Genomic DNA, 16,500 nt, shown 5'->3' with positions numbered 1-16,500 from the left:
TTAACACTAATCGCCCACAAAAGGCGGGTGCAAAGATACTATAATTTTGATAAAAGACAATAGTTATCAACTATTTATCTTTATAACTTTTTAATCTGATCAAAAATTAACGTTCTCTCTTTAAACGCTGCTTTTTTAACACATCTTTTGTTAGCTCTTCGTACTCGGTTCTGTTCTTGAATATCTTCAACGCCATAAAGACCGCTTCTTTGAACGAACTTGCGTCAGCCACCCCTTTTCCTGCTATTTCATAAGCAGTACCGTGATCTGGCGATGTTCTAACTTTACTTAGACCTGCCGTAAAATTGACTCCCTGACCAAATGATATTGTTTTAAAGGGAATCAACCCTTGGTCATGATATGCCGCTAAAATTGCATCGAACTTTTTATAGCCATCTGAACCAAAAAAGCTGTCTGCTGAGTACGGACCGTATACTAAATGCCCCATATTCGACATTTCTTTAATGACCGGCTTCATTACCTCATCGTCTTCTTTGCCGATTACGCCATTATCTCCGCTATGCGGATTTATACCTAACAAAGCTATTTTTGGCTTACGAATACCAAAATCCATCATCAAGGACTTTTCTATGGTATTGATCTTATCACGTATGAGTCTAGGGATTATTGCTGCAGAAACATCTTTTACTGCCACGTGATCAGTCAATAACCCAACTTTTAAGCTATCTGTAACCATAAACATTAAACTTTCGCCTTCTAATTCTTGAGCCAAAAAGTCGGTATGCCCTGGGAATTTAAATTCTTCTGACTGAATATTGTTCTTGTTGATCGGTGCTGTCACCAACACATCTATATCACCCTTTTTTAAAGCATCTACGGCTGCTCGTAATGATTTTATGGCATATTCACCACCTTCTTTAGTTGCCTGCCCAAAATCGATCCTAGGCATTTCTTTCCACACATTAACAATATTGATTTTATTGTCTATTGCCTTGGAAGCTTCAGGTATACCATTGAAAACAATACTGAGATTCAACTGTTTCATTTGAAAGGAAACCGTTTTATTAGAGGCAAAAATAATGGGAGTACAAAAGTCTAACATTCTACTGTCTTCGAATGTTTTCAATGCTACCTCACAACCTATTCCGTTCAAGTCTCCGATAGAGATACCTAACCTAATTTTCCTATTTTCCTCCATGATAATCTGTACCTTTGTAACCCCACTCAAAACCCAAATATTGGTTTAACTTCCCCAAAGGAGAGGTAAAGTGGTTATCCCATTTATACATTGGGATATAAATATTGAAGCACAAAATTACTTAAATAAAACGACACATGTTTACGGGAATTATTGAAACATTAGGTAAGGTTACTTCTCTTGAAGCAAAAGGCGGTAACTTAGATATTACTATAGAATCCAGTTTAACGCCTGAACTGAAAATAGATCAAAGTGTCGCTCATAATGGCGTATGTTTGACCGTTGTTAGCTTAACGGATACTACCTATACCGTAACCGCAATTGCTGAAACATTAAGCAAAACCAATCTGGACAGCTTAAAAACAAACGATACCGTAAACTTAGAACGCGCTATGATTTTAGGGTCTCGATTAGACGGACATATTGTTCAAGGTCATGTCGATCAAATTGGTGAATGTACTAGTGTAAAGGAAGATAATGGAAGTTGGATTTTCTCTTTCACCTACGATGCAAAAACCGGAAACCCAACCATTGAAAAAGGATCTATTACCATTGACGGTACAAGTTTAACAGTAGTGAATTCTGGAAAGAATACTTTTGAAGTAGCGATTATACCTTATACATACGAGCATACTAGATTTAACACCTATAAACCGGGTACTATTGTAAACCTGGAGTTTGATGTTATCGGGAAGTATGTTGCCAAATTGATGGCGAAATAATCTGTTATACTTTAATAAATATCTTTTTCTGATATAGAATATAGCCCACAAGGCTATAAAACAACACTACACTCAACCCATATAAAAGGGATGACGTTTCTAGTGCAAGAAAATCATGTACATATACGGTTTGAAACAACCACCCGTGTAACGAGGTGTCGCCAATTTGTATTTGCCCCATTACTTTGCTTATGAAGCTTGATAAGAAATAAATAACAATGGCATTTGCCCCAGCATACCTGAATACTGAGCCGAATTCTATTTTCTTAACATCTGTCAAATAATAAATCAACGCCAGTATAAGATTTGCCCAACCCGCGGTTACCAACACAAAACTACTTGTCCAAAGGGCTTTATTGATTGGGAAAACGATATCCCAAATGTGACCTATAATTAAAAGGCTACCTCCTAATCCCATTAATATGGTGGCTTTCTTTTCTTGCTTGCTGGTTAAAATGAGACCGGTGAAGACTCCTAACAAAGAGCTGGCAATAGAGGGTATTGTACTTAAAAGTCCTTCTGGGTCATAATCTGCTTTGTAATTATGCGAACCGAATATTTTTACATCTATCCAGTTCGCTAAGTTGTTTGGAGCTCTTTCTAATGTTGATGTCAATCCATCTACAGGAACAATTGTCATCAACAGCCAATATCCTATTAATACTATAGCCGTTACCCAAATTAGCTGTTTCCAATTCAGGTTAATGAATAATAATGCCGTAAAAAAGAACACAACACCTATGCGCTGCAACACCCCCGGAAAACGAATATCACTGAAACTTTTAATGAACGGAAAATGAATTATAAATGCTCCTAAGAAAAGACCTAATGCAATCAACTTCAAAGCCCTTACTGAAATCTTCTTGTAGGCTTTGGCATCTACTGTTCTATTTTTATAGGAGAATGCTATTGATGTACCCACTATAAATAAGAAGAAAGGAAAAACTAAGTCGGTCGGTGTGTAGCCATGCCAATCTGCATGGAGGAAAGGGGCATATACATTAGACCATGTACCCGGAGTATTTACCAAGACCATTAGTAATATGGTAGCTCCCCTAAAAATATCGACCGATAAAATTCTATCCTTCACCATACTATTACTATAAGATGTTTCCTTTTAAGCGGTTCCACGCTTTTACCAATAATACTCCTGCAATTGCAGAAATAACAGTTAGCACTATAGCTTGTGTGGTTCTGCCATAGATCCAATAGCCTGTAGCGAACATTATAGAATAAATTAGAATTACCCCTAACAACATTGCGGTTATACCTGCGGGCACACTCCACTTTTCTTTATCTTTTACAATTTCTACAGCATCGGTTTTTGCATCGGCTACAACTTTAGACCACCCTGGGCCGCCTGGTTGAATCTTCTTGTAGAAACTTCTCAAGGTATCGTTAGATTCTGGTTGTGTCATAAATGTTGCTATCAACCAAATCGCCGTAGTCAACACTACTATAAATATATATTCTGACCAGTCTGGGAATAGACCCGTTTCCGTTGCAAAAAGATATGCACCTACGGGAGTTAATTTTAATATGATAGAAATAATACCTGATGCGAACATCGCAGTAATTTCACTCCACGCATTAATTCTCCACCAGAACCATCTTAAAATAAATATGAGTCCGGTACCAGCACCGAAAGCCAATAATATGTCAAATAATTGAAGTGCATTTTGAAGTAACAATGCCAATGCAGCACTAAATAACATTAAAACAACCGTTGAAATTCTACCTACTGCCACCAATCTTTTTTCAGATGCCTCGGGATTTATCTGTTGCTTATAAAAATCAAAAACGATATATGAAGAACCCCAGTTTAACTGTGTACTTATCGTACTCATATATGCCGCAACTAAGGATGCTAAAACAACGCCCAACAATCCGCTAGGTAGTTTGGTCAACATTGCTGAATATGCTAAATCATGACCTAATTTATCTGGAGTTACATTTGGGAAAGCCTCTTGTATACTTGCCAAATCTGGGTACACTACTATAGATGCCAACGCCACTAAAATCCATGGCCATGGTCTTAATGCATAGTGCATAATATTAAAGAAGAATGTTGCACCAATTGCGTGATTTTCATCTTTTGCCGCTAACATACGTTGCGCAATATAACCACCACCACCTGGCTCTGCACCTGGGTACCAAGAACTCCACCATTGCACAGCTAATGGAATAATAAATAAGGTTATCAATGCTTTTTTATTACTAAAATCTGGCAATATATTTAATTTTGAAGCTACGTTCTCATTTGCCATTAAAGCTTCGATCCCGCCAACTTCAGGTATATTAACTAGGTAATATGCAGCACCTATTGCACCTGCCATAGCTACAAAAAACAAGAGGAAATCAGTATAAACAACTCCTTTGAATCCACCAAGGGCGCTGAATGTCACCGTAATTAATCCGGCACTTACAACAGTTTGCCAAGGTTCTAAACCTAGCATAATGCTTCCTATTTTAATAGCTGCCAAAGTAACGGCAGACATGGTAATCACATTGAAAATAACCCCTAAATAAATAGCTCTAAATTTTCTTAAGAAACTAGCCGGTTTTCCGCCATAGCGCATTTCATAAAACTCCAAATCTGTATTTACATTCGACTTACGCCATAATTTTGCATAGACAAAAACGGTCAACATACCTGTAATCAAAAAACACCACCATACCCAGTTTCCTGAAACTCCATTGGTACGTACAATATCTGTTACCAGATTGGGCGTATCTGTTGAAAATGTAGTCGCTACCATTGAAAGCCCTAAGAGCCACCATGGCATTGTTCGGCCCGATAGAAAAAATTCTGAAGAACTTTCACCCGATGTTTTTGATACATAAAACCCTATGCCTAAGACAAGGGAGAAGAAAACTATAATAAATGTATAGTCTAACGTACTGAGTTCCATAAGTTGGTTTTAGGTTGATTGTTAAAGATATATTATTTTAGGACATTCTTATACCTAATACGCTAAACGTACCACGTGCTTCTATCAATAACTACAGAAATTACCCCAACCGCTTGGATTCTTGCATCAATTGCGACCTTTATTATTGGATTATCTAAAGCTGGCATAAAAGGTATTGCCGTTTTAAATGTCACCATAATGGCTTTGGCATTTGGCGCAAGACAGTCTACAGGCATGGTAGTGCCGTTACTTGTTCTTGCCGATATTTTTGCCGTTATCTACTATAATAGATACACACAGTGGAAGTATGTTTTTAAAGTACTACCGTGGATGATAGTTGGCTTATTAATAGGTGTTTTTATTGGAAATGAACTTCCAGAAAAATTCTTTAAAATAGCCATGGCGACTATAATTATCATAACCGTAGGTATGATGCTTTATTGGGACCGTAAAAAAGATAAGAATGTACCATCGCACTGGACATTTGCCGGAGCTATTGGTACCATAGCAGGTATTACCACCATGGTGGGTAATTTAGCTGGAGCATTTTCTAATATTTACTTTTTAGCCATGCGCTTACCCAAAAATCAATTTATTGGTACTGCTGCTTGGTTATTTTTAATCGTGAACATCATTAAACTTCCCTTTCACTTTTTCGTTTGGAAAACCATTTCCATTGAAACTTTACAATTGAATTTGATGCTCTTACCGGGTATTCTTTTAGGGTTCTTCGTAGGTGTAAAATTTATCAAATATATTAAGGAAGCATTCTTTAGAAAGATGATTTTGGTGTTGACCGCTGTGGGCGCTGTACTTATTATGCTTAGTTAGACTACAGTTTGTATATTTATTTAATGATTGCACTTAATTAGAAACATAACTATATGGATATTCCAAAATTTCACGAGACATTTATCCCAATATTAAGGGTTTTAGAAAATGGAGAAACGCTTCAGTCTAGAGAAATGTACCAAAGAGTTATTGATCAGTTCTACAAAGGATTATCAAAAGAGCAATTAGAAGAAAAAACTAAAAGTGGAGATACTTTAATTATAAATAGAATTGCTTGGGGAAAATCCTATTTGAAAAAAGGTGGTTATATAGAGTTTCCTAAAAGAGGTTTAGTTAAAATCACAGAAAAAGGGAAGAATCAAAGTTCAAATAAATTGACTTTAAAGCAAGTTGAAAATTCTGAAAACTTTTTAGAATTTTATACTGAGGAAAATTCGAAGAATGAATCGGTTCCATCAAAAATTTCCAATGCTTCTCCACAAGACCTTATTGATGAAGGTTTTAATTCAATTGATATTCAAGTCAAAGACGAATTACTTGAAAAATTAAAGTCAATAGATCCCTTTTACTTTGAAAAAGTGATATTAATATTACTTAAAAAAATGGGTTATGGTGACTTTATTGAAACTGCAAAAACAGGCGATGGAGGTATAGATGGAATAATAAATGAGGACAAATTAGGACTTGATAAAATCTATATTCAAGCTAAAAGATATGGTGAGAATAAAGTACGAGAAAAAGATATAAGAAATTTTATTGGTGCAATGAGCGGAGATACCCAAAAGGGAGTTTTTGTTACAACATCAAATTTTGATAAAGGCGCAATTAAAAAAGCGAATGATGCTCATCATACGATAATACTTATAGACGGTTTAAAATTGGTTGACTTGATGCATCAATATATAGTTGGTGTTCAAGTAAAAACAGTTTATGAAGTCAAAGAACTAGATCATGACTTTTTTGATGGTGAATAAAATACTATTATGGCTAATAGATGGGGAATAAAAGCTGAGGTAGAAGATTACGTTAAAAGAAGAGATCTCGAATGTGTTTATTGCAGAGTTAAATTTTCAAAAAGTAATGTTTCGCGTAAATCAAGACCTTCTTGGGAGCATATAGTCAATGACATACAAATCAATGGTATCGACAACATTTCTTTATGTTGTGTCTCTTGTAACTCAAGTAAAGGTGCTAAGAAATTAAAGATTTGGTTAGAAAGTGCATACTGTAAAAAGAAAAATATCACAGAAAAAACTGTTGCTTTGGTTGTAAGAGAAGCTATTAAAAACCCTCCAAGTTTAAAATAGCTCAATAAAACGGTGAAAATATTTAATAAACCACTAACCCAATAAAGTCCACATAATTCATATTAGGGTTAATCTTTACCTCACATATACAGTATTTTAGCGGTACTAACCAAAACTACTGCAGCACATGAATATCATAGGAAACTTTATTAAAGGAATTATTAACGTTACCGATAAAATTACTGGTGACGACAACCCTATTGAAGATCAAAAGGCTGTTCTGAAAAACCTGTTGGAAACCGCAAAAGAAACTTCTTTTGGTGCAGCCTATGAGTTTGAAGATATTCTAGAAAGTCACAATCCACAACAAACATTTCGCGATAGCGTGCCTTATTTCGACTACAATCAGATCAATGAGAAATGGTGGAACAAATTGCACGAAGATGAGACCAATGTTACGTGGCCTGGCAGTCCCGATTATTTTGCATTGAGTTCTGGTACTACAGGAAAAACTAGTAAACGTATTCCTGTAACCGATGAAATGATTAATTCAATTCGGCAAGCAGGTATTAAACAAGTTCTAGCTCTATCTAATTTCGATTTACCGGCAGATTTCTTTGAAACAGGAATTCTTATGCTGGGTAGTTCTACTGATCTAATTGAAAATGATGACCATTTAGAAGGTGAAATTAGCGGTATTAGTGCAAGTAATATTCCGTCATGGTTTAGCGGATACTACAAACCAGGAAAAGAAATTGCAAAAATTGATGACTGGGACGAGCGTGTTGCAAAAATTGCAGAAAAAGCTGCAGATTGGGATATAGGTGCTTTAAGCGGGATCCCTTCTTGGATAGAATTAATGTTGAAAGAGGTCATCAAAAAACACAACCTCAACAACATACATGAAATATGGCCTAATCTACAAGTTTATACTTCTGGCGGAGTGGCATTTGGCCCCTACGAAAAGAGTTTTAATGCCTTAATGGGAAAACCCGTAACGGTCATAGACACCTATTTAGCATCCGAAGGTTTCATAGCTTTTCAAGCAAGACCAGAAACCGATGCCATGAAATTGGTAACCGATAACGGAATCTACTTTGAGTTTGTGCCTTTTAATCCAGATTATATTTTAGAAGACGGTTCTCTTTCTCAAGATGCTCCTTCATTAACATTATCTGAGGTTGAAACGGGTCAGAACTACGTACTTATTATTAGTACGGTGAGTGGTGCATGGCGTTACCTCATTGGAGATACTATTGAGTTTACAGATGTTGAGCGTGCCGAAATTAAAATTACAGGGCGAACTAAATTCTTCTTAAACACCGTTGGTTCTCAATTATCAGTAAATAAATTAGATGATGCCCTACAAGATATCATGGAGACTTTTGATATTGAAGTACCAGAATATACACTTTGCGCAAAAAAGTATGAAGACGGATTTTATCACACTTGGTATTTAGGAACCACTGCTACTCAAGACCCAAAAGAAATAGCGGAAAAACTAGATGAGTCTTTAAAAGCTGCCAACAAAAATTATAAGGTTGCCCGTTCTAAAGCATTAAAAGGTGTGAAAGTTTTTACTATTAATCCTGATATATTTTACGACTGGAACGATAGCAATAAAAAGAAAGGCGGACAAGTAAAAATGGAACGTGTAATGAAAGAAGATAAGTTTGCCGAGTGGGAAGCTTTTGTAGAGAAGCATCAGTAAAATACATCAAAGCAAACACATGAGGTATTTATAAAGGAACAGATGCATAATATCGATTCTGTAATACATATTACTTTTATTCTATACCGGCAGCATCTCTTTCTTCTACCAAAATCATAATTTCTTCTGGAGATAAGTAGAAGTTTTTAATACGCTCTACATATGCTTTCGTTAATCCTGCTTCTTTTAAAATAAATTCTTTTGTGGCAAGAATATAGGTTTCCATACCATGTGCTACCGCAAAAGAATCTGCACGACGTTCTGCAGCACGCAAATAGTTTTCAGAGGTTACATATTTGAATCCGAAGCCCATTAAATTAAGTCCGCTTCGCTGCTGGTAATCCATCACATGACCAAGTTCATGACCTAACCACCCTATCATAATTTCTGAAGGTATGTCTTTAGTATAGTACACTGAATCGGCAATCTTAATTTTCTCACTTATCAATATATAATAAGAACGGTTCTTCTTTGACTTAAAAACGCTCCAAAATGAAGGTTGTGCCTGCATTGTTGACTTTTTGATTTCCTTTTTAAACTTGAATTCAATTTTAGTATTCGCAAGCTCCGGATAATGAGAAAGTGCAATTTTTGCTTCTTCGGTTATTTCAACGGGTATTGTATGCTGTGCAGATGCAACCATAGTGTAACTTAATAGTATTAGAGTTAAATAGTTCAAAATTTTTAATAATTAGATATTATAATAGCGGACTAAAGAATTTAGCCAAGCCTTCTAAAAACTTACTAAACGGTGATCTGTTTCTAAATTTTTCAAAATTTATTTTTGCCTCTTCAGTACAATGTTTTGTAAATAGCCCTTCTATTTCAGAAGCTAATTCTTTATCATATAAAATCGCATTGGTCTCGAAATTATGTTCGAAACTTCTGTAATCAAAATTACCAGAACCCACAGAAGCTATTTCGCCATCTATGATAATGACCTTGCTATGTGAAAAATCGGGTCTCAAGTAAACATTTGCACCCACTTCTAACAAAGCTTCAAACGTAGAAAACATACTATATTGAGCCAATAAAGAATCTGATATTTTAGGGGTCAACAAGTTAACTTCTACTCCGCTTAACGCAGCAATTCGAATAGCCTCCAATACTGGTTCTCCAGGGATAAAATAAGGGTTTGCAATACAAATACGTTTCGTAGCGATATTGATCATCGCCAAATATTGCTGCATTATCGCCGGATATCTAGAATCTGGTCCGCTAGAAATTATCTGGGTTACCGTATCACCGACTGGTTCAACCTTTGGAAAGTATCTGTCTTGCAGCAGCAATTCTTCCTTGCTGGCAAAATGATAGTCTTTTACAAATATGCGTTGTAAACTATTTACCGCCGGACCTGCTATCTGTAAATGTAAATCTTGCCAAACACCCAATTCTGAAACGGGTTTTATGTACTTATCAGAAACATTGAATCCGCCAGTAAATCCTATCTTACCATCAATAATTATAATTTTTCTATGGTTTCTATAGTTAAGGGTGAATAATAGATTACCAAAACGAATAGGCATCGTTGAAAAAGCTTTTACACCAATTTCTTTAAATCGTTTTACTCGTTTTCCGCGCATAGAATTACTACCAAAAGAATCGAATAGCATGCGTATTTCTACCCCTTCTTTAATCTTCTTTTGAAACAGCTCGTGAAATCTGTCTAACAGCATGCCTTCTTCTAAAATATAATATTGAAGGTGTATGAAATCTTTTGCTTCTTCTATTGCTTTAAATATGGCTCCGAATGTTTCTTCGCCACTATTCAGCAAAGTTATATTATTACCTTCATAAGGTGCGAAGTAGCTATTTTTTCGAATAAGTGAGGCTAATTTTTCTGGTTTATAATCATCGAACTTATGCACACTTTGTTCACCACCTTCAAGTTCTTTATGTGTTTCTGAATACAGTCTTCTTTTTTCGGTCTGCTTTAGCTTAAAGAGTTTAAATTTTCTTCTGTTGATACCAAATAGGTAATATAAAAGCGGACCTAAAAATGGGAATATGATTACCGATAGTGACCAACTAATCATTTTAGTTGCCCTCGATCCATTAAAAATAATGTTGATAATACTCCATATTGTAACTACTAAATAAGCAAGCCAAAAAACAGTATTCATCTCTATATATTTTGTTATCAAACAAGATACTATAAATTGCTTAAGCCTTAGTTTAATTCAATCTATCAAGACACTTTTAGTTTTAAACGAGTTAATTACTACCTGTAAATGTGAGTACTTTTAAAAAAAAGTAATGGGAGTAATTGCTATGGACAAAAAACAGATAACCCTATATTACAGTTCTGAAAACTCAATAGGGAAACAATTGAACGCGTATGTTGAATCGTCTGGTAAAGACCACTTAACAATAGACATTTCTAAGACCAACGTTACCGGCACCCAATGGGCCGAATTAGCTGATGGTCTCGGTAAAAATATTTCAGATTTAATAAACACCGAACATGCCGATTTTAAAAAAATCTATGGCGATGATACTATCGATTTAGATGATGATGGTTGGTTAAAAATATTGAATAAGAACCCTGTTCTCCTTAAAAATGCTATTGTCATAAAAGGTGAAAACTTTATTGAACTTACCAGTGCTTCTGATTTTAAGCAATACATGGATCCTGACAGTGCAGGTATAGACAAGCCGTATTAATAGTTTGCTATTATTTACTGCCTACATATAGACATAGGGTTTTATAAACTCCTATCTACATAGCTTTTAATATAAACCTTATGTATAAAATTTTAAAATGGGCTGTTCTACTTCTAATTATCTCCGTTGGCGGCTATATGCTTGCCGAATGGAAAATGAAGAAAGAAATTGTTAGCTTTTTAGAGAGAAAGATACCCAATCATATAGATTTTTCATACGACCAATTAGCCATTAACCTGATAAAGGGGAACATTGCATTTAACGATGTTGCGGTAATTAGTTTAGGCAAACAGACTTCTTCTTGCGAAATTAAGATCAATGCAAAACAGCTTTCAATACAAGGTTTTAGCTATTGGAAAATTCTATTTCAAAACGCTATCTACATAAAATCACTTACGCTTTCTAAACCGCACCTTAATTTTAAAACTTGCCCTAAAGATCCAGATAATGTTGTTGCCAATTCAAGCAACCCCATAAATCTTTTAAAAGAAATCAATGTTGAGGAATTAATTTTTGATTCGGGCATCGTAGAAATATGGGATTCAAAAGAGGAGGTCGAATTAATAGCTGTTGAGTCTATTGATCTATCGCTGAAAGATGTGGCTACAGACCCTAGTATTATTACTGAATATATTCCTTTTACATTTTCTGAATATACCATTGAAATTAAAGATTTTAATGCACCGTTAGGGGATTACGAGAAATTACAATTAGCATCTATAGTCATCAATAATTCTACTATTGATGTTCAAAATATATCTCTTTCTACCACTTTTTCTAAGGCTGAATTAAGTAATGAAATAACTTATCAGCGGGATCACCTCAGTTTATTTATACCAGCAATAAAAGTGGAACATCATAATTATATAGTGGCAAACGATTCGCTACAGGTCAATTTTAAAACATTGTCGCTTACCGAACCAAAATTAGAAATGTACCGTGATAAATCGAGATTAGAAGATTTTAAAAACAGACCACTTTATGGTAAATTATTACAAAAATTGTCTTTTAAAGTGGCAATTGACTCTGTTTTAGTCAAAAACGGTACTATAATCTATGAAGAGGATATTCCGAATGACGTTAAAGCTGGTGCTCTTAGTTTTGAAAATTTAGATGCTTCCATTAGTAACTTATCAAATATAAGTCATGCCGAAAACCCCGTTAAAATTCAGCTCGAAGCGAATTTAATGGGTACAGGTAAATTTCATCTGAATTGGGAATTTGAGGTTTATGATCCACAAAGTACATTTCTAATTTCTGGCGGACTAGCAAATTTTAACACTGCTAGTTTAAATGAATTTCTTGTGCCCAATTTAAGAACACAAACTACAGGTACTATAGACCAACTTTACTTTACCATTTCTGGTAATGAACATGTAGCTACAGGTGATATTAAAATGAGTTATGACGATTTTAAATTTCAAGTATTGAACAAAGAAAGAAATGGGGTTAAAAAGGTACTCTCATTTATTGGCAACCTATTTATAAATGATGGGTCAAAAACCGACATAGATGGTTTTAGACATGGAGACATATCTACGCAACGAATCAAAAACAAATCATTTTTTAATTATCTGTGGATTAATCTACAAGATGGTTTGTTAGATGTACTTACCGGTGATGGTAAAAAAGAATAATAGAAATACTGTAAACTAAAAAAGCCAGGTAGTAAACTACCTGGCTTCTCTTTTCATAGCAATATGTATTCTAGTTGTCATCAGTAGCATCATCTACTGCATCTTCAACTTCATCAGCTCCATCTTCGATTTCATCACCAACATCATCTATACCTTCTTCGATTTTCTCTCCTGTCGTTTTTTCCTCTCTACAGCTTGTTGCAATACTCATTGTAGCAAATGCAAATACGATCATTAATAGTGACTTTTTCATAATATTGATTTTAATAATTAGGTTAATACTTTTAATACTTAGGCGTTCAAGCTTGCTTATCTACTACAATGCATGCCATAGCCATCTGTACAAAAATGAGATTTTTAAGGCGGAGTGCTTAGTTGTATAAAAAAGAATATTGACTCATCTACCAAATGCGCATTTGTGTTAATTAACATTTTAAACGTGTCAAGGTCTTTCCCATTTTTCTGGTTTTTTTGTAAAGTACAGTTGCCATTGTACGTAAAATAAAACAATGAGAAAGTTAACCATACATAGTTCTAAGTCTGACGAAATGTTTGCCCAACTACAAGCGTGTATAAAGGGTGAGCTCAAAGAAGACTGTGGCGAAAGCATTTTAACTTTTAAAAATAAATTTGGTAAAGGGTCTTTAAGAACCATCGATTTTAATTGGGGCGTATCTTTTATAGATTGTAATATAAATCTCTTTGAAGAAACTAAGCTTGTATTTGACACGCAAGATCTAGCACCAATTGAGTTCATCTTTATTACTAAGGGGTATTTTGAATATAGTGAAAACGATACCGATGTGTTTACCAGATTAGAGCAATTTCAGAACACCATCATATCGCATAAACGAAATGCAAAAAAGACTTTTCTGTTTCCGAAGAACGAGCATTTAAGAATAAATTTTATCCGAATAAATCGTCAAGAATATTTACAGAAAAAGAATAATAATGTGTGTCAATTAAATCAGTTATTGGTTTCGCTGTTTAATGATAGTCACGGAGAAAACGCTTATCAGCATGGTGGTAGTTTTAGCTTAAGAATTGCCGAAGAAATAAAACTACTACATACAATCGATGATACAAGTGGTATGATGAGGTCGCTATCTCTAGAGGGTAGAATTTATCTAATATTATCACTACAGCTAATGGAACATAAAAATTTTGAAGAAAACATGAACTTACCTGAAGCTATTTCTAAAGAAGATATTCTGAAAATACATAAGCTTACCACCTATATCTTAGAAAACATTTCTGAGAATATTTCTATTACATCGCTAAGTACAGAATCGGGCCTAAGCCCTAAAAAACTTCAAATTGGTTTTAAGATTCTTTACTCAAAAACGGTCAATGAATATGTAAGACAATTGAAGCTTGAAATCTCGAAAGATTTTTTGAAAAATACCGATTTATCGGTTTCTGAAATTGTGTACGCCATCGGTATCAAAAGTAGAAGTTACTTCTCTAAAATATTCTTTGAAGCTTTTGAAATTCTACCAACAGAATATAGAAAACATTTTAAAAATAAGAATTCTGCATTACGCTAATTTTCAGGATATTCATACGGACTCAACATACTATCATAAGATATATCTTGATTGAACAGGTTTCTTGCTATAGGTCGTATTTCTAATTCAGTTGAATGTGGCGGTCTTAATATTTCTTTCGCTCTTTCTAAATCGGTACTACCAGAAAGCCACTCATTTTTATTATCTCGATCAATAATAGCAGGCATATAATCTACCAGATTTTGATAATTAACGATTTCTTTTTCAAGAGGCCCGGTAAGTAGTGAGCAGGTTATAAAGCCATCTTCTAATGTGGTATAGATACCTGCCAGATATAAGATTGTACCATTTTTTTTGCTAATGTGATAAGGGTAGATTTCTCCTTTTTTTAACACTGATGTAAAAAAACCAGTTACCGGTATTATACATCTTCTTTGTATGAAAGAATCGTGGTACCAAATATTGGCATGTACATTCTGTGAAGGTATAGTTAAAGTATTGGTCAATTTTTGAAATAGCTCCCAGTCTTCATTAAAACTACTCGGTAATAAGCCCCATATGGCTAAATTGATCGCACTTGGCTCATTCATGGTAATTATAGGAATCGATACCTCTGTTAAACCACTAATAACCACTTGTGGAGTATATAAATTTGGATACTTGAACAAGGCATTTGCATCTCGTTCTATCTCTTTCATTTTTGCTGTATTCGAAATTTTAAAATACATATCAATCATTCGCTTTAAACATAAAGTTCATCAATTATTATCATCACCATTATTGCAGAAAAACAAAAATATAACCCATAAAAATAAGTAACATAAAGAATGAAATAGTGAGCAATTTCTTAATCTTAAGGCATAAAAAAAGAGGTCTAAATAGACCCCTTTTAATAAATTTTAGCATTAAACTTATCTAATGCTTTCTAACATTTTAATATTTGATAGTCCGTTTTGTATGGCCTCTTTTTGGCTTCTTAAAATGGTCGCCGTAGTAGAAGGCAATGAAGTTTCTTTCAAAACTTCTTCATACTCTTCAATAGCAGCTTTCTCACCTCTAATCGCTTCTTCTAGCATTGCTTCTGCGCTATCAGAAGAAAATAGAGCTTTGACATCCATCCATGCTCTGTGTGCTTTACCTGTAATGCTATCTCCCTTATCGATTTCTTGACCAAAAGATTTAATTTCTGCTTTTAGCTCATGTCCAAAATCATAACGTTGACTAGCTTTTGAATCGAAAAATGACTTTAATTGATCATTTTCTGTATTTTCTGCAGCTTTTTTATAGCCTTTTTCAGCATCATACGTTTTTTCTAAAAGTTCGTTCAATTTCTCACCTACTTGTTCTGTATATGTACTCATTGTATATAATTTTAATGATGCGATTTTTATTTAGAGATGTTAATCGCAATTACATCTTATAAAATTTATTTCTGTTTTTAAAATCTTGTAATTTTCTTTTCAGTTCGTTTACATCTTTTGCTTGCGATTTATCTGCGAACATTAAAATATGCTCCATATCGATATCGCAAAAAGCATCTTCTTGACCATTCGCAGTATCGTTACGCATATCGTCAATGATATAATCTTTTACTAATAAGCTAATAAAGCCTAAACCTATAATTATCGATATACCCGCAATTAGTTGTACCATCTGTAATATTTTGAAGACAAATATAAACGGGACTAACGCATTTTTTTACCCTTAAAAAATTTTCAATTAACTCCTTTGAATAGCGTTAAAATTCAGGCTTTTAGCATCAAAAATATTGTGCCCTTCTTGCACAATATTTAATTTAAACATAGAACTTGTAGTCTCAAATTAGTTCTCATGTTTGTGCATCTATAAATGATTTTTTCCATCACATGGTTCTCCAAAAATCTAGCTGTGATGGAAAGCACAAACGATACATACATTTATTATGATACGAAAAGGTACAAGTGTAAAATGGTCTTGGGGTAATGGTACTGCCGAAGGTAAAGTTGAAGAAACATATACTTCAAAAACAACAAAAACAATCAAAGGAAATGAGGTTACCAGAAATGGTAGCGATGATAATAAAGCCCTCTACATTAAGCAAGAGGATGGCGATTATGTTCTAAAGAGCGAAAGCGAAGTTGAACGCGCCGATTAAATATCAAATAAGGT

Annotated in this window: 18 protein-coding genes; 9 read left to right on the top strand and 9 right to left on the bottom strand. The window is 34.4% G+C overall.

All coding sequences use genetic code 11. The features are described from left to right. Positions 1 to 106: 106 nt before the first annotated feature. The gene (gene pdxA, locus ACEN2N_RS10905; protein ID WP_441824353.1) at positions 107 to 1,159 is read right to left on the bottom strand and encodes a 4-hydroxythreonine-4-phosphate dehydrogenase PdxA; all 1,053 of its coding nucleotides are present in this window, start codon (positions 1,157 to 1,159) and stop codon (positions 107 to 109) included. Between the two features lie 137 nt (positions 1,160 to 1,296). Here pdxA and ACEN2N_RS10900 point away from each other — a divergent pair, with 137 nt between their 5' ends. Continuing rightward, positions 1,297 to 1,881, top strand: coding sequence for a riboflavin synthase (locus tag ACEN2N_RS10900; protein ID WP_441824352.1), 585 nt, complete (start codon positions 1,297 to 1,299; stop codon positions 1,879 to 1,881). Between the two features lie 4 nt (positions 1,882 to 1,885). Here ACEN2N_RS10900 and ACEN2N_RS10895 read toward each other — a convergent pair whose 3' ends face one another. Then, positions 1,886 to 2,974 (bottom strand): acyltransferase family protein, encoded by a 1,089-nt coding sequence (locus ACEN2N_RS10895; protein ID WP_441824351.1) that lies wholly within the window; start codon positions 2,972 to 2,974, stop codon positions 1,886 to 1,888. A 7-nt stretch (positions 2,975 to 2,981) separates the two neighbouring features. Further along, positions 2,982 to 4,793 (bottom strand): sodium:solute symporter family protein, encoded by a 1,812-nt coding sequence (locus ACEN2N_RS10890; RefSeq protein ID WP_441824350.1) that lies wholly within the window; start codon positions 4,791 to 4,793, stop codon positions 2,982 to 2,984. A 75-nt stretch (positions 4,794 to 4,868) separates the two neighbouring features. On the opposite strand from ACEN2N_RS10890, the gene ACEN2N_RS10885 reads away from it, so the two are divergent. The 4 genes from ACEN2N_RS10885 to ACEN2N_RS10870 all read left to right on the top strand — a co-directional run bounded on the left by ACEN2N_RS10885 (position 4,869) and on the right by ACEN2N_RS10870 (position 8,543). Further along, on the top strand, positions 4,869 to 5,624 hold the full coding sequence (locus ACEN2N_RS10885; RefSeq protein WP_441824349.1) for a sulfite exporter TauE/SafE family protein: 756 nt from the start codon (positions 4,869 to 4,871) through the stop codon (positions 5,622 to 5,624). 53 nt (positions 5,625 to 5,677) lie between these two features. After that, a complete protein-coding gene (locus tag ACEN2N_RS10880; RefSeq protein ID WP_441824348.1) occupies positions 5,678 to 6,559 on the top strand; it encodes a restriction endonuclease in 882 nt (293 codons plus the stop codon). Between the two features lie 9 nt (positions 6,560 to 6,568). Continuing rightward, the gene (locus tag ACEN2N_RS10875; RefSeq protein ID WP_441824347.1) at positions 6,569 to 6,892 is read left to right on the top strand and encodes an HNH endonuclease; all 324 of its coding nucleotides are present in this window, start codon (positions 6,569 to 6,571) and stop codon (positions 6,890 to 6,892) included. Between the two features lie 127 nt (positions 6,893 to 7,019). Then, positions 7,020 to 8,543: a GH3 family domain-containing protein gene (locus tag ACEN2N_RS10870; RefSeq protein ID WP_441824346.1), complete on the top strand. Its 1,524-nt coding sequence runs from the start codon at positions 7,020 to 7,022 to the stop codon at positions 8,541 to 8,543. A 76-nt stretch (positions 8,544 to 8,619) separates the two neighbouring features. On the opposite strand, the gene ACEN2N_RS10865 is transcribed toward ACEN2N_RS10870, so the two are convergent. Beyond that, entirely contained in the window at positions 8,620 to 9,186 is a 567-nt protein-coding gene (locus tag ACEN2N_RS10865) for a hypothetical protein (RefSeq protein ID WP_441824345.1), read from the bottom strand. A gap of 55 nt (positions 9,187 to 9,241) precedes the next feature. Further along, complete coding sequence (gene cls / locus ACEN2N_RS10860) at positions 9,242 to 10,666, bottom strand: cardiolipin synthase (RefSeq protein WP_441824344.1); 1,425 nt, start codon at positions 10,664 to 10,666, stop codon at positions 9,242 to 9,244. 133 nt (positions 10,667 to 10,799) lie between these two features. On the opposite strand from cls, the gene ACEN2N_RS10855 reads away from it, so the two are divergent. After that, positions 10,800 to 11,207, top strand: coding sequence for an arsenate reductase family protein (locus tag ACEN2N_RS10855; protein WP_441824343.1), 408 nt, complete (start codon positions 10,800 to 10,802; stop codon positions 11,205 to 11,207). An 80-nt stretch (positions 11,208 to 11,287) separates the two neighbouring features. Next, positions 11,288 to 12,844, top strand: a complete 1,557-nt coding sequence (locus ACEN2N_RS10850; protein WP_441824342.1) for a hypothetical protein — start codon at positions 11,288 to 11,290, stop codon at positions 12,842 to 12,844. 70 nt (positions 12,845 to 12,914) lie between these two features. Here ACEN2N_RS10850 and ACEN2N_RS10845 read toward each other — a convergent pair whose 3' ends face one another. Next, positions 12,915 to 13,097: a hypothetical protein gene (locus tag ACEN2N_RS10845; RefSeq protein ID WP_276491342.1), complete on the bottom strand. Its 183-nt coding sequence runs from the start codon at positions 13,095 to 13,097 to the stop codon at positions 12,915 to 12,917. Positions 13,098 to 13,353: 256 nt separating this feature from the next. On the opposite strand from ACEN2N_RS10845, the gene ACEN2N_RS10840 reads away from it, so the two are divergent. Further along, positions 13,354 to 14,391, top strand: coding sequence for a helix-turn-helix domain-containing protein (locus ACEN2N_RS10840; RefSeq protein ID WP_441824341.1), 1,038 nt, complete (start codon positions 13,354 to 13,356; stop codon positions 14,389 to 14,391). On the opposite strand, the gene ACEN2N_RS10835 is transcribed toward ACEN2N_RS10840, so the two are convergent. From ACEN2N_RS10835 to ACEN2N_RS10825, 3 genes are all read right to left on the bottom strand, one after another. Next, complete coding sequence (locus tag ACEN2N_RS10835) at positions 14,388 to 15,050, bottom strand: SOS response-associated peptidase (protein ID WP_441824340.1); 663 nt, start codon at positions 15,048 to 15,050, stop codon at positions 14,388 to 14,390. The genes ACEN2N_RS10840 and ACEN2N_RS10835 overlap by 4 nt on opposite strands. Before the next feature lie 213 nt (positions 15,051 to 15,263). Beyond that, a complete protein-coding gene (locus ACEN2N_RS10830; protein ID WP_441824339.1) occupies positions 15,264 to 15,713 on the bottom strand; it encodes a ferritin-like domain-containing protein in 450 nt (149 codons plus the stop codon). Between the two features lie 49 nt (positions 15,714 to 15,762). Then, on the bottom strand, positions 15,763 to 16,005 hold the full coding sequence (locus ACEN2N_RS10825; protein ID WP_441824338.1) for a hypothetical protein: 243 nt from the start codon (positions 16,003 to 16,005) through the stop codon (positions 15,763 to 15,765). Between the two features lie 268 nt (positions 16,006 to 16,273). Between ACEN2N_RS10825 and ACEN2N_RS10820 the strand changes: the two genes are divergently transcribed. Further along, complete coding sequence (locus tag ACEN2N_RS10820) at positions 16,274 to 16,486, top strand: DUF2945 domain-containing protein (RefSeq protein ID WP_441824337.1); 213 nt, start codon at positions 16,274 to 16,276, stop codon at positions 16,484 to 16,486. Positions 16,487 to 16,500: the final 14 nt, after the last annotated feature.

It is taken from the genome of Maribacter spongiicola, from assembly GCF_052119685.1.
In the GTDB taxonomy this organism is placed as follows: domain Bacteria; phylum Bacteroidota; class Bacteroidia; order Flavobacteriales; family Flavobacteriaceae; genus Maribacter; species Maribacter spongiicola_A.
The sequence above is the reverse complement of the archived record's forward strand: the minus strand, read 5'-3'. Positions and strand labels throughout refer to the sequence as shown.

What these genes read in the sequence shown, in the direction of transcription:
- cls (WP_441824344.1), bottom strand. Translation starts at nt 10,666, where the DNA reads ATGAATACTGTTTTTTGGCTTGCTTATTTAGTAGTTACAATATGGAGT.
- ACEN2N_RS10895 (WP_441824351.1), bottom strand. Translation starts at nt 2,974, where the DNA reads ATGGTGAAGGATAGAATTTTATCGGTCGATATTTTTAGGGGAGCTACC.
- ACEN2N_RS10835 (WP_441824340.1), bottom strand. Translation starts at nt 15,050, where the DNA reads ATGAAAGAGATAGAACGAGATGCAAATGCCTTGTTCAAGTATCCAAAT.
- ACEN2N_RS10880 (WP_441824348.1), top strand. Translation starts at nt 5,678, where the DNA reads ATGGATATTCCAAAATTTCACGAGACATTTATCCCAATATTAAGGGTT.
- ACEN2N_RS10845 (WP_276491342.1), bottom strand. Translation starts at nt 13,097, where the DNA reads ATGAAAAAGTCACTATTAATGATCGTATTTGCATTTGCTACAATGAGT.
- ACEN2N_RS10875 (WP_441824347.1), top strand. Translation starts at nt 6,569, where the DNA reads ATGGCTAATAGATGGGGAATAAAAGCTGAGGTAGAAGATTACGTTAAA.
- ACEN2N_RS10865 (WP_441824345.1), bottom strand. Translation starts at nt 9,186, where the DNA reads ATGGTTGCATCTGCACAGCATACAATACCCGTTGAAATAACCGAAGAA.
- ACEN2N_RS10830 (WP_441824339.1), bottom strand. Translation starts at nt 15,713, where the DNA reads ATGAGTACATATACAGAACAAGTAGGTGAGAAATTGAACGAACTTTTA.
- ACEN2N_RS10840 (WP_441824341.1), top strand. Translation starts at nt 13,354, where the DNA reads ATGAGAAAGTTAACCATACATAGTTCTAAGTCTGACGAAATGTTTGCC.
- ACEN2N_RS10850 (WP_441824342.1), top strand. Translation starts at nt 11,288, where the DNA reads ATGTATAAAATTTTAAAATGGGCTGTTCTACTTCTAATTATCTCCGTT.
- ACEN2N_RS10870 (WP_441824346.1), top strand. Translation starts at nt 7,020, where the DNA reads ATGAATATCATAGGAAACTTTATTAAAGGAATTATTAACGTTACCGAT.
- ACEN2N_RS10825 (WP_441824338.1), bottom strand. Translation starts at nt 16,005, where the DNA reads ATGGTACAACTAATTGCGGGTATATCGATAATTATAGGTTTAGGCTTT.
- ACEN2N_RS10890 (WP_441824350.1), bottom strand. Translation starts at nt 4,793, where the DNA reads ATGGAACTCAGTACGTTAGACTATACATTTATTATAGTTTTCTTCTCC.
- pdxA (WP_441824353.1), bottom strand. Translation starts at nt 1,159, where the DNA reads ATGGAGGAAAATAGGAAAATTAGGTTAGGTATCTCTATCGGAGACTTG.
- ACEN2N_RS10900 (WP_441824352.1), top strand. Translation starts at nt 1,297, where the DNA reads ATGTTTACGGGAATTATTGAAACATTAGGTAAGGTTACTTCTCTTGAA.
- ACEN2N_RS10820 (WP_441824337.1), top strand. Translation starts at nt 16,274, where the DNA reads ATGATACGAAAAGGTACAAGTGTAAAATGGTCTTGGGGTAATGGTACT.
- ACEN2N_RS10855 (WP_441824343.1), top strand. Translation starts at nt 10,800, where the DNA reads ATGGGAGTAATTGCTATGGACAAAAAACAGATAACCCTATATTACAGT.